The following is a 12625-nucleotide window of genomic DNA, read 5'->3' as shown; positions in this document are numbered from 1 at the left end:
CTGGCCTCGCACGGCGGGCGTGTAAAACGTGGAAGTATACGGGGAAATACTGGATGGATACACACTATTGAGGATCGCGCCGCCTCACCTGGAAAAAAGAAAATTCCTGCGATGCGCGGCAAACCGTCGTATGTGCTCTAAACGATGGGACTGGTAGAATCGCCGCCGGTTCATACGAGGTTCCTTCATGCACGATTCTCACAGCGAGCGCATGAGCGGCAGCGAAACCCGCGCCGCGGGCGGTCTGGCGCTGGTGTTCGCCTTCCGTATGCTTGGCATGTTCATGGTGCTGCCCGTCCTCGCCACTTACGGGATGGACCTTGCGGGCGCCAGCCCGGCACTCATCGGTCTGGCGATCGGCGCTTACGGCCTGACACAAGCGGTGCTGCAGATTCCGTTTGGCATTATTTCTGATCGCATCGGCCGTCGTCCCGTCATTTATCTGGGACTGATCGTGTTTGCGCTCGGCAGCGTGCTGGCCGCTCAGTCGACCTCGATCTGGGGCGTGATCGCCGGTCGGGTTCTGCAAGGCGCGGGCGCTATCTCCGCTGCGGTCATGGCGTTGCTGTCCGATCTGACCCGCGAGCAGCATCGCACCAAAGCCATGGCGATGATCGGCATGACTATTGGTGTGTCCTTCGCCGTTGCGATGGTGGTCGGCCCCATTCTGACCAGTGCTTTCGGATTGTCCGGCCTGTTTCTGGCGACCGGCGCGATGGCGCTGGTGGGCGTGGCAATCGTCGCCTTCGTCGTGCCCAAGTCCACGGTAACCCTGCAGCACCGGGAGTCCGGTCTGGCGCGACAGGCATTGGGCGCGACGCTTCGTCATCCTGACCTGTTGCGTCTGGACTTGGGTATCTTCGCGTTGCACGCCATGCTGATGTCCAGTTTCGTGGCATTGCCGCTGGCGCTCGTCGAGAAAGCCGGCCTGCCCAAAGAGCAGCACTGGTGGGTGTATCTGACCGCACTGCTGATTTCGTTCTTCGCAATGATCCCTTTCATCATCTACGGCGAGAAGAAGCGTCAGATGAAGCGCGTGTTACTCGGCGCCGTACTGGTGCTGATGCTCACTGAGCTATTCTTCTGGGAGTTCGGCGACACGCTGCGAGCACTGGTCATCGGCACCGTGGTTTTTTTCACCGCATTCAATTTGCTCGAAGCGTCGCTGCCGTCGCTGATCAGCAAAGTGTCTCCGGCGGGCGGGAAGGGCACGGCGATGGGGATTTATTCCACCAGTCAGTTCCTGGGTTCGGCAGCGGGGGGCATCCTCGGTGGGTGGCTTTTCCAGCACGGCGGACTGGATGTGGTGTTCCTGGGAGGCGCCGGGCTGGCCGCCCTCTGGCTAACGTTTGCTGTTACCATGCGCGAACCTCCCTACGTAACCAGCCTTCGCTTGCCGTTGTCGCCCGAGGCTCAACGCGACACAGGCCTTGCCGATCGCGTGTTGGCCGTACGTGGAGTAACAGATGCAGTAGTGGTGGCCGACGAGGCTGCCATCTATATCAAATTTGACAAAGAACTGTTGGATCGGGCGTCTTTCGACGAAGTGGTCAATCCAGCGTCGGAAACGTGTGAAGCCTAGGAGAACGTTATGGCCCGTGGGGTAAACAAAGTCATATTGGTCGGCACATGCGGCCAGGATCCCGAAGTCCGCTACATGCCTAACGGTAATGCCGTGACCAACCTGAGTCTGGCGACAAGCGAACAGTGGACCGACAAGCAAACCGGTCAGAAGGTCGAGAAGACCGAATGGCACCGCGTATCGATGTTCGGCAAAGTCGCCGAAATCGCCGGCGAGTACCTGCGCAAGGGTTCGCAGGTTTACATCGAAGGCAAGCTGCAGACCCGCGAGTGGGAGAAAGACGGCATCAAGCGTTACACGACTGAAATCGTCGTCGACATGCAAGGCACCATGCAGTTGCTCGGTGGCCGTCCTCAGGGCGACGGTGCTCCTCAGGGCCAGGGTGGTGGCGGTTATCAGAACTCCCAGAACGCCGCGCCGCGTCCGCAGCAGCAGGCCCGCCCGCAGCAGTCCGCTCCTCAGCCACAGCGCGAGTCGCGTCCCGCGCCGCAACAAGCGCCGCAGCCGGCACCGGATTTCGACAGCTTCGATGACGACATCCCGTTCTAAGCAGCGCGTTACCCAAACGCAGTAACGCTGCAAACAAAAGCCCCCGCACAGCTCAGCTGTCGGGGGCTTTGTTTTGGGTCGCGTTCGAGGATTACAAACCCAGATCGGACAACCCGGGATGATCGTCAGGACGACGGCCCAGCGGCCAGTGAAACTTGCGATCCGCTTCTTTGATCGGCATGTCATTGATGCAAGCGAATCGCCGCGCCATCAAGCCGTCTTCATTGAATTCCCAATTCTCGTTGCCATACGAGCGGAACCAATTGCCTGAGTCGTCGTGCCATTCGTACGCGTAACGCACCGCGATGCGGTTATCGGTGAACGCCCAGAGTTCTTTGATCAGGCGGTAGTCGAGCTCCTTGTTCCACTTGCGGATCAGGAAATTTTTCGCCTCTTCACGGTTCTCGGCGAAATCGGCGCGGTTGCGCCACTTGGTGTCGAGTGTGTAGGCCAGCGAAACCTTTTCAGCGTCCCGGCTGTTCCAGCCATCCTCAGCCAGGCGAACCTTCTCGATGGCGGATTCGCGGGTGAAAGGGGGAAGTGGCGGACGAGTCTGGGCATTGGACGACATGGTGGACCTCCAGGCGGTGATGATTCGGTGGTGGGTGGGACGTTTAAGGCTAGGAACTGGAACGCAAACGCTGCTCCAGCATCAGTTGCGCAACCGCCTTGGCGTTTTCAGCAGCACTGTAGTCACCCATGACGCGGGCGACGGTGATCGCGCCTTCCATGAGGATGAGCAGCTGTTTGGCAAGAGCGCGCGGATCGGAAATCCCAAGCTGTTCGCAGAGCTCCAGCGCGTAATCAAGCAGCTTCTGTTTGTGCAGTTTGGCGATCAGACGGATGGGGTTTTGCGGGTCGCCCACTTCGCCTGCGGTATTGATGAACGCGCAGCCGCGAAAGCTTTCGGACTCGAACCAGCCTTTGAGCACGTCAAACATATTCAGGATGCGCGCTTCAGGGGTGTCGGCCTTGTTTGATTCAGTCCGGAACCAGTCCATCCAGCGCACGTCACGGGCGTTGAGTGCAGCGGCGGCCACATCGTCTTTAGTGGCGAAATAGCGATAGATGCTTTTCCTCGCGACGCCCGACGTCTTTACCAGAAGGTCCATGCCGGTGGCCTGGATGCCGTTTTGGTAAATGAGCTGCTCGGCAGTCGCGAGGATTTTCTCGCGAGTGAGGTTCGTTGATGTATTCATGACGCAGAAGGTAGAACGTACGTTCTCCTGCGTCAAGCCACTCATTCAAAAACAGGCTCAACGCACCTGATCGGAGTCCGGCAGCGCACGTTTCAAATCGGCTGCGCTGGGTGAGGCCTTGGCCAGCGTAACGGGGATAGATTTGGCCGCAGGCACCTTGCTGCGTTCAGCGTGGTGCCACAACGGAACGAGTGGGTTGCACTCAGGGTAGTACGCTGCGCAGCAGTTTTCGGGGATGTCGTAAGCGATGATCTGTAGAGGCCCTACCGCACGCGTGACCTGCGGCTCGATGGCGGTGGTGACGTTGACCCAGTCTCCCGGTTTGAAGCCCATTCGCAGGACATCATTACGGTTCATGAAGATGACCGCGCGGGTGCCGCTGACGCCACGGAAGCGATCTTCGTAGCCGTAGATCGTGGTGTTGAACTGGTCGTTGCTGCGCAGCGTCATCAGTTGCAGCACGTCGCGGCGAGTATGGTTCGGGTACACGTCATCGTCTTCTTCAAGCAGCTCGGGCGTAATGAACATTGCGCGACCGCTCTCGGTTTTCCATTCACGCTTCGCTGCGGCAATGGGGCGATGAAAACCGCCGGTTTCCCACATGCGGGTTTCCATGTCGTGGAAAATCTCGGGGTAGACCTGAGCGATGCCCTGACGAATCAGCGCGTAATCGCGGCGCCAGGCGTCCCAGTCGATTTGAGTGGTTCCAGGTAACGTTGCCTCGGCGATGCCCGCGAGGATGGCGATTTCGGCGCGGAGATGGGCGCTGGCCGGTTCGCTATTACCCTGCCAGGCCCGCACGCAGCCCGTACTGTCTTCAGTGGTATAGACCTGCTCGACGCCATTTTGCACATCCTTTTCGATGCGCCCGAGGCAGGGCAGGATCCACGCGTTTTTCCCCGGAACCAGATGTGTGCGGTTCAGCTTGGTCGCGATCTGGACGTTCAGGTCCAACGTGTTCCAGGCCGGCTCCATGCGGGACGTGTCCGGGATCGCCCGCAGAAAATTCCCGCCGAGCCCGATGAATCCGCGCACGCTCCCGTCCAGCAGTCCTTCGCAGGTCTCAACGGTGTTCAAGCCTTTTTTCGACGGGACCGAGAAGCCATACAGCGCCTCAATCTTATCCACAGGAATTTTTTTCGGGTCTTCGGTAATGCCAACCGTGCGCTGCCCCTGCACATTGGAGTGACCCCGCACCGGGCAAATCCCGGCGCCGCGCTTGCCGATGTTGCCGCGCAGCAGGAGCAAATTCACCAACATTTGCACGTTGGTCACCCCGCGCCGGTGTTGGGTGATGCCCATGCCGTAAACCAGCATCACGCGCTCGTGTCTGGCGTACACCGTCGCCACTGCCTCCAGCGCGCTACGGCTGAGTCCTGCCTGACGCTCGATGGTTTCCCACGGTGTTTCGAGCACGCAGTTGCAGAACTCGGCGAACCCTTCAGTGTGCTGGGCGATAAACGCCTGATCGATGATCGCAGGCTGACCCTTTGCCAGCGCCGCCTCGTCCATCTCAAACAGCGACTTGGCGATGCCTAGCACAACCGCCGTGTCGCCACCGATTGCCAACTGATGGTATTGGGTGCTGATGACCGTCGACTTCGGCCCGAGCATTTCCACGGGGGACTGCGGATTGACGAAGCGCTCGAGGCCGCGCTCGCGGATCGGGTTGAACGTGATGATCGGCACGTCACGCTGCCGGGCTTCACGCAGTTGATGCAGCATCCGTGGGCTGTTGCTGCCTACGTTCTGGCCGAAAAACAGGATGCAGTCGGTGTGCTCGAAGTCATCCAGGGTCACCGTTCCTACAGGCACCCCGATACTTTCCTGCAAGCCCACCGAGGTGCTCTCGTGGCACATGTTCGAGCTGTCGGGCAAATTGTTGTTGCCGTAGGCGCGGGCGATGAGCTGGTACATGAACGATGTTTCCAGCGAGGCCCGGCCCGATGCATAAAAAACCACGCTGTCGGGCGTCATGCTTTTCAGCTGCGCGCCAATGTCACGGTAGGCTTCCTCCCACGTGGTTTCCTGATAGCGATCGGTCGCAGCGTTGTACCGCATGGGGTGCGTGAGGCGGCCCTGTTGCTCCAGGTCGTAATCGGGCCACTGGCGCAGTTCGGTGAGCGTGTGCCGGGCGAAAAAGGCCGGGTCGGTCTTGCGCGACGTCAGCTCCCAGGCCGTGGCCTTCGCGCCGTTTTCGCAAAACTCGAGGCTGTGGGGTTTGCCGGGCTTGGCCCACGCGCAGCTGACGCAGGCGAATCCGCCCGGTTTGTTTTGCTTGATCAGCGGCAGGCCTGCTCGAATCGGCGCCTGCTCGCGCCAGAGGATCTCCATCACCGACTTTGCCGAGCCCCAGCCGCCGGCGGCAGACGTGTAGGGACGGAAATGAGCTTTGGGATGGATGAGCGACATGGAGTTGATCCTCGGCGGAGCGGGCGCACTGGAGACAGTCGCCCTCGTTAAGGCTACGACGAAGCGGCTCGGTAAAGGTTCGTTACATTTGCTGGCGGGCGGACCGTCAACGGCCAACATGACGATTGCGCCTAGGAAACGAACTTGCCGGATGAAATTCGATCAGTTCCAGAAGGCCTATTTTTCCACGGTTCCCTGACCGAAGGAGTGACTCGCGTTTTGCCGAATTTCAAACCCTTTCTGTTGCTGTGCCTGCTGTTAAGCGTTTTCAGCGTCAATGTTCAAGCCGCCGACGCCCCCGCCGCTGCCACTGCTGGCGCTGCCGCACCTGCCGACCCGGCGCCAGAGGATCCTGCCAAAGCGGAGATTCTGGTCAAAGGCGGATTGCTCGGCGCCATCAGTTCCAGCATCGACAGCGTGCAAGACAAGCTCGATGTAGATGGCCACTTGCTCGACTCCTGGCGCCTGCGCGCCGACCGAGCCGCTGACGAGATCGACGCGCTGGTCAACAAACCGCAGTCGCGGTCAGCGTGGCGGATTGCCGGCGATTTCGTGATGCTGTCCCTGGTGTGGGCGGGCGCGTTCCTGCTGCTCAACCGAATCGGCGCGTTTCTGGTCAATCGGTTATCACGGCATCGGTTCCTGATTCGCCGCGATCGCGTGGTCGGTGTGCTGGGCTATGTGTTGCCTTACATGGTGCCGGCGCTGATCTGCCTGCCGCTGACGCTCTACGTCAGTCACTTCATGCCGACGTCGGTGGGGCGCGCGCTGGCGCTGTGTCTGGCGTACTCGACCAGCAGCGGGATTTTCTCCACATCCGTGCTGTTGTCGCTGATCGTGCTGTTCAATTCGGGCCACAAACGGCCGGCGGTGCGCATCATTCGTCACTACGCGCCGCACCCGTTGTTCATCATCGGCTTTCTCGCGGCGTTGAGCGACGCGCTGACCAGTCCGCAGATTGCCAGGCTGTTCGGCGGCAACGTGACCACCAGCATCGCCGCGTTCACCGGGCTGATGGCGTCGGTCATGTTTGGCATGGTCGTCATCCGCATGCGTCGGCCGATCGCCCATCTGATCCGCAACCGTTCCCTCGGCGCCCGGCTGGCGCGGCCCGCGGTGCAACAGACGCTGAAGATTTTCTCCAGCCTGTGGCACTTGCCGATCCTGCTGATGATTCTGGTCTCGGCGGTGAATCTGATCGGCGCCGGCGAAGGCAGCCAGGAAGCCTTGCGTTGCGCGTTGCTGACGACGGTCCTGTTGATCGGCGCGGTGTTTCTCAGCACCTTGTTCCAGCACGTGTTCAAGCCCACCGAGGCGCGGACCGACAGTGTTTACAAGGAGCGTTTGCTGAGCCTGTTGCACGCCGTCATGCGTATCGCGCTGGCGATTGGCTTCATCGAGTTGCTGGGTCGGATCTGGGGTTTCTCGCTGTTTGAATTTGCCCAACGCAATGCGCTGGGCAAAGTGATCAGCGATTCGCTGAGCAGCATCGGTCTAATTCTGCTGGTGACCTGGCTGCTGTGGGTGGTAATGGACACGGCCATTCAGGAAGCCCTGAAGCCTCCGGCCAATGGACGTTCCGCGCGTCAGCCGAGCACGCGGGTGAAGACCATCCTGCCGCTGTTGCGCAACGCGATGAAGATCATCCTGGTGGTGATCTGCACCATCACAACCATGGCCAATCTGGGCATCAACGTCGCGCCACTGCTGGCCGGTGCCGGGGTAGTCGGGCTGGCGATCGGTTTCGGTTCGCAGCAGTTGGTGCAGGACGTCATTACCGGACTGTTCATCATCATCGAGGACACCATCTCCATCGGCGACTGGGTGGTGCTGGATTCGGGCCACGCCGGCACAGTCGAGAGCCTGACCATCCGCACCCTGCGTCTGCGCGACGGCAAGGGCTTCGTGCATTCGGTGCCGTTCGGACAGATCAAGGCCGTCACCAACCAGTCCCGGCAGTTCGCTTATGCGTTCTTCTCGTTCCAGTTCACTTACGACACGGACGTTGACGCGGCGACCTCGCTGATTCGTGAAGCGGGCCAGTCGATCAGCGACGATTTGCTGCTGGCGAGCAAACTGCAGGGGCCGCTGGAGGTGTTCGGGCTGGACCGCATGGACATGAACGGCATTGTCATCACGGCGCAGTTCCGCACCTCTTCGGGTGGGCAGTACGCGGTGAGCCGTGCATTCAACGACCGGCTCAAGCGGCTTGTGGATAAGTCAGCTGATGTGCGCTTCGCGCAAACTTATCCACAACTGGTAATGAGCCCGCACAATCGTCAGGCACCTGAGGGGGAAGAAGGTGCAGAGCAACAAGCGCTGCCCGGCAAGACATCGGTGGTGAACAAGGACGGGTCCGAAAGCCCGGCTTGAGATCTACCGGAACAGCCGATCACGCACCTGCAACATCAGCGCCTCATCCACCTCGCCCCAGTACTGGGGCTTGCCGGCGATGATGGCGGCGATGGGAATGCCGTCGCGGTAAACCAGCTTGTTGCCGACAATCGCCGGGACTTTCGCGCCGGGCAGCAGCGTCCCGGCGAGGTTGAGCGGGTCGACCCCGCTGACGGCAATCAAGCTGCCGTCCAGCGGGCGGTTGCGGACTTCGCGCAACAACGGGATGGCTTCGGGCAGCGCGAATTGCTCACCGGCCAGGCCGGCAACGAAGCGCCCGCCGCGAATCTCTCCGCGAGCTTCAAGCCGATGGAACGTGCGCAGCAACTCGCGCCACGTCGGCAGCCAGTACGCCTCGCGCTCCAACAGGCGCCAGAACACCACGCCGTATCGACGCAGCAAGGTCATGGCGACATGCTCCAGTGTGTCGCTGTCGATCCGTTGCGACACGCCTTCTTCCTTCGCCGGCGCGCGACGCAACAACGCCCAGCGCCCGGCATCGTCCATGCCGCCAATGAAGGCGCCGCGATTGCGTCGGCTGGTGTGGCTGCTGCGTTTGCTCGCCGGGGTGATCAGCGCGCGCAGCCCGGCGAAGCTGTCGGCATTGACCAGCCCTGCGCCGACCAATTCCTGCAGCGCCGTTTCCAGTTCAGCCCGCAGCAAGTGAGCTTCGGAGGTCAGCTCATCGAAAAACATCGCGCCCTGGCTGGACAACACTTCATGGACCTTCTGCGCGCGCAGTGATAACTCGATCGGCGCCGGCTGTTCGGTCAGCCCGGTCCACAGGCGAACCTGCGGTCGCGGCAGCAGCACAATCGGCGTACTGCGCAACGCAGCGCTGCCGACCTTGTTGCGGCTGGTCAGGCGCATCCACACCACCTTGCCGGACCGACACAGGTCATCCAGCCAGATCGATGAATAGTCCTTCAAGCGGGCTGGAAGCAGATCACTGTCCCAGGCGCCTGCCGCCGACGAAAAACCCTCCAGTTGCGCGACGACTTCCGGCAAGGCGGCTTTGCCCTGACTCTGGGTCGTGGCGGACAGATGCTGCCAGTCGAACAGGAAGCGGGTGAAGTCCTGCAGCGACACCGGCTCGATTTCCCGGCGCAGGCGTTTGACCGTATACCGGTGGATACGCGACAGCAGATGCCGCTCGCACCATTGTTCCTCGCGGGCGTCAGGGTTGAACTGGCCGCGCAGCACATAACCTTCGTTCTCCAGCTGGGCCAGCGCCTGTGCGACTTCGCTGTGCGTCAGCGCCAACGGCTCGGCAATGGCGGGAACCGTCAGCGGGCCGAAACCGCCAAGCCGCGCCCGCACGATTTCTACGCGCGCTTCGTCCTCGCTCCACGTTTCATCGAACCCGGCCAATGCCGCCAAGGGCGGGTGCATTTCGGCGGCGGGATAGATCGCCTGCAAACAGGTCAGCCGCTCCAGCGGAATCCACAACGCCTGCTCCGGGGTGACCTGCAAGCGCGTGCCCCGGCCTGAGCGGGCCAAACTTTCCAGCCATTTCATCCAGTCGCCGTGCTCGCGGGCCTCAACGCCGGTGATGCAGCCCAGGGTCATCAGCGCCTCGTGCATCTCATCCACGCTTTGCGGCTGCGGCCAGGCTTCATCGGCCACCGCTTTGATCGCATCGACATCCAGCGCGCCGAGATCATCGGTGGATTCCGGATCGCTCCAGCGCCGATTCAGCACCGCCTGGGTGCGACGTTCTTCCAGCGGCGCGTTGTCGAGAAACGCATACGGCTTGGCGTTGAGAATTTCCGCTGCGAGTGGAGAGGGCGCGGGCAGATCGCGACTGACCAGACGCACTTCGCCGCTCTCCATGCGGCGCAGCAGTTTGAGCCAGCCTTCGGCGTCCATGGCTTCGTGCAGGCAATCGTCCAGAGTTTGCTCGATCAGTGGATGCTCGGGCACGTCGCGCTCGCCCACCAGATTTTCCAGGCAGGCGATCTGGTCCGGAAACACCGTGGCGATCAGGTCATCGCTCTTGATCCGCTGCAGCTGCGGCGCCACTTTTCGCCCGCCGGTGTAACGCGGCAGGGCCAGTGCGACACCGGCGTTCCAGCGCCAGCGCACGCCGAACAGCGGCGCATCCAGCACTGCCTGAATCAGTAAATGCTCGGCAGTGGCGGAGTTGAGATAACGCCAGACTTCATCGAGCGCAAAACTGTGCGCCGTGGACAGCGACAGCACGATGGCGTCCTCGCTGGCGGCGGCTTGCAGCTCGAAGTTGAAGGTGCGGCAGAAGCGCTTGCGCAGCGCCAGGCCCCACGCACGATTGACCCGGCTGCCGAACGGGGAATGAATCACCAGCTGCGTGCCGCCGGACTGATCGAAAAAGCGCTCAATGACCAGCGTGTCCTGTGACGGCAGCGCACCCAGGGCCGAGTGCGCGCGGGCGAGGTATTCAATGATCTGCTCGGCGCTCGCGAGATCCAGGCCCAGGCTTTTCATCAGCCAGTCCGTGCAGGCCAGAAGGTTGCCGGGATGGGCGCTGAGCTGCTCATCGATGTCGGCCTGCAAACGTGCGACGGCAAAAGACAATTCATCGCTGCGCCCCGGGGCCTCGCCCATCCAGAACGGGATGTTCGGCGGCATGCCGTGGGCGTCCTCGACCCGCACGCGGCCGGACTCGATCCGCAGAATGCGGTAGGACGTGTTGCCCAGCTGGAAGATGTCACCCGCCGCGCTTTCCACGGCGAAGTCTTCGTTGACGGTGCCGATGTTGAGCGCCTGGGGTTCGAGGACCACGCTGTAATCGGCATTGTCCGGAATCGTGCCGCCGCTGGTGACCGCGGTGAGTTTGCTGCCGCGCCGACCACGCAACGTGCGGGTTACCGCGTCGCGATGCAGGTACGCCGCGCGCACGCCCTGACGCCCGCTGTAACCCTCGGCGAGCATGCTGAGCAGCGCCTGATAATGGGTTTCGTCGACTTCGGCGTAGGGCGAGGCCTTGCGGAACAGCGCCAGCAGGTCCTGCTCCTGCCATTCCTGACAGCTGACCTCGGCAATGATCTGCTGCGCCAGCACATCCAGCGGCGCCTCGGGAATGACCAGTGTGTCGAGCTCGCCGCGACGCACGCAATCCAGCAGCGCCGCGCACTCGATCAGATCATCCCGGGAAACAGCAAACAGCCGTCCCTTGGGCGTCCCGCCTACGTGGTGCCCGGAACGACCGACCCGCTGCAAGAAGGAAGCGATGGATCGGGGCGAACTGATCTGGCAAACCAGATCGACGTCACCGATATCAATCCCCAGCTCCAGCGAAGCCGTGGCGATCAACACCTGCAGGTCACCGCGCTTGAGGCGCTGCTCGGCGTCGAGTCGTTGCTCTTTTGCCATGCTGCCGTGGTGGGCCGCTACCGCCTCTTTGCCCAGTCGCTCACTCAGATGCCGCGCCATGCGCTCAGCCAGCCGCCGGGTGTTGACGAAGATGAGAGTGGTGCGGTGTTCGCGCGCCAGCACCGCGAGCCGGTCATAGACCAGTTGCCAGACGTCACTGGACATCACGGCGCTCAAGGCAACCGGCGGCACTTCGATGGCCAGATCCCGAGGACGCGCGTGACCGATGTCAACGATGGCGCAGGGACGGCTGAGCGGATCGCTGCCGACCAGAAAGCGTGACACCCGCTCGATGGGCTTTTGCGTCGCCGACAGCCCGATGCGCAGCAGCGGCTTTGCACACAGCGCCTGCAAACGCTCGAGGGTCAGTGCGAGATGACTGCCGCGCTTACCCGCAGCGATGGCGTGAATCTCATCAACGATGACGGTCTGCGTGCTCGACAACATGCGCCGGCCGGAGTCGGATCCCAGCAGCACATAAAGCGATTCCGGCGTCGTGACCAAAATATTCGGCGCGGTTTTGCGCATGGCCGTACGTTCTTTCTGCGGCGTGTCACCGGTGCGCACGGCGGTGGTGATGCGCAGCCCCGGCAGGCCTTGCTGAACCAATTGATCGGTGATGCCCGCCAACGGATTCTGCAGGTTGATCTGGATGTCGTTGGACAGCGCTTTCAGGGGCGAGACGTAGACCACGAAGGTCTCATTCGGCAGCTCGCCGCCGTGCTCCAGTCCTTGATGCACCAGATCATCGATGACTGCCAGAAACGCCGTCAGGGTTTTCCCGGAGCCGGTGGGCGCGGCAATCAATGTGGACTCGCGTCGTTTGATCAGCGGCCACGCCTGGGCCTGGGCCGCGGTAATGGCCGGGAACGTGGAGCGAAACCACGCGCTGACCGCCGGATGAAAGGCGTCGAGCACCGGGTCGGGCGTCTGGGGAAGGTTCATGCGCAATTAATGCGGGCGCCGGCGGGTAGATGCAAGGGTCAGATGCTCAGGGGAAGACACAAGGGCGAGTGATCGGAGACGCGTTTCAGGGCGCCGCACGCGCGCATGCCCGCCGTTGTTGGGACTTGCCCGATGACGTGTTATGTTTGCGGACGTTTTTCACCTATTTTTAATCGACCTGAAGACTGAGCCT

8 protein-coding genes are annotated in these 12625 nt (G+C 61.8%); 4 read left to right on the top strand and 4 right to left on the bottom strand.

Annotation, left to right across the window (positions count from 1 at the left end):
- Positions 1-187 precede the first annotated feature (187 nt).
- Positions 188-1582 carry an MFS transporter gene (locus AC07VF_RS15510; RefSeq protein WP_346627610.1) on the top strand — a complete coding sequence of 465 codons (1395 nt, stop codon included), beginning with the start codon at positions 188-190 and terminating at the stop codon, positions 1580-1582.
- A 9-nt stretch (positions 1583-1591) separates the two neighbouring features.
- Entirely contained in the window at positions 1592-2131 is a 540-nt protein-coding gene (locus tag AC07VF_RS15505; protein ID WP_346627611.1) for a single-stranded DNA-binding protein, read from the top strand.
- Between the two features lie 91 nt (positions 2132-2222).
- On the opposite strand, the gene AC07VF_RS15500 is transcribed toward AC07VF_RS15505, so the two are convergent.
- The 3 genes from AC07VF_RS15500 to AC07VF_RS15490 are packed head-to-tail and all read right to left on the bottom strand — an operon-like array spanning position 2223 to position 5742.
- On the bottom strand, positions 2223-2702 hold the full coding sequence (locus tag AC07VF_RS15500; protein WP_282370165.1) for a nuclear transport factor 2 family protein: 480 nt from the start codon (positions 2700-2702) through the stop codon (positions 2223-2225).
- 49 nt (positions 2703-2751) lie between these two features.
- Entirely contained in the window at positions 2752-3330 is a 579-nt protein-coding gene (locus tag AC07VF_RS15495; protein WP_495009164.1) for a TetR/AcrR family transcriptional regulator, read from the bottom strand.
- A 57-nt stretch (positions 3331-3387) separates the two neighbouring features.
- A complete protein-coding gene (locus tag AC07VF_RS15490) occupies positions 3388-5742 on the bottom strand; it encodes an FdhF/YdeP family oxidoreductase (RefSeq protein ID WP_495009165.1) in 2355 nt (784 codons plus the stop codon).
- Between AC07VF_RS15490 and AC07VF_RS15485 the strand changes: the two genes are divergently transcribed.
- Positions 5741-5941, top strand: a complete 201-nt coding sequence (locus tag AC07VF_RS15485; RefSeq protein ID WP_282370161.1) for a hypothetical protein — start codon at positions 5741-5743, stop codon at positions 5939-5941. The two genes, AC07VF_RS15490 and AC07VF_RS15485, sit on opposite strands and share 2 nt — an antisense overlap.
- A gap of 20 nt (positions 5942-5961) precedes the next feature.
- A complete protein-coding gene (locus tag AC07VF_RS15480; protein WP_495009166.1) occupies positions 5962-8115 on the top strand; it encodes a mechanosensitive ion channel family protein in 2154 nt (717 codons plus the stop codon).
- Positions 8116-8118: 3 nt separating this feature from the next.
- On the opposite strand, the gene AC07VF_RS15475 is transcribed toward AC07VF_RS15480, so the two are convergent.
- Entirely contained in the window at positions 8119-12432 is a 4314-nt protein-coding gene (locus AC07VF_RS15475; protein WP_495009167.1) for a DEAD/DEAH box helicase, read from the bottom strand.
- Positions 12433-12625: the final 193 nt, after the last annotated feature.

It is taken from the genome of Pseudomonas sp. GW821-FHT02H06, assembly GCF_059421525.1.
Note: the sequence above shows the minus strand (reverse complement) of the source record. Positions and strands in the feature narration are given on the sequence as shown.

Bases quoted from the DNA above. Each gene is read 5' to 3' on its own strand.
- AC07VF_RS15505 (WP_346627611.1), top strand. From the start codon at position 1,592: ATGGCCCGTGGGGTAAACAAAGTCATATTGGTCGGCACATGCGGCCAG.
- AC07VF_RS15500 (WP_282370165.1), bottom strand. From the start codon at position 2,702: ATGTCGTCCAATGCCCAGACTCGTCCGCCACTTCCCCCTTTCACCCGC.
- AC07VF_RS15475 (WP_495009167.1), bottom strand. From the start codon at position 12,432: ATGAACCTTCCCCAGACGCCCGACCCGGTGCTCGACGCCTTTCATCCG.
- AC07VF_RS15495 (WP_495009164.1), bottom strand. From the start codon at position 3,330: ATGAATACATCAACGAACCTCACTCGCGAGAAAATCCTCGCGACTGCC.
- AC07VF_RS15485 (WP_282370161.1), top strand. From the start codon at position 5,741: ATGGAGTTGATCCTCGGCGGAGCGGGCGCACTGGAGACAGTCGCCCTC.
- AC07VF_RS15490 (WP_495009165.1), bottom strand. From the start codon at position 5,742: ATGTCGCTCATCCATCCCAAAGCTCATTTCCGTCCCTACACGTCTGCC.
- AC07VF_RS15510 (WP_346627610.1), top strand. From the start codon at position 188: ATGCACGATTCTCACAGCGAGCGCATGAGCGGCAGCGAAACCCGCGCC.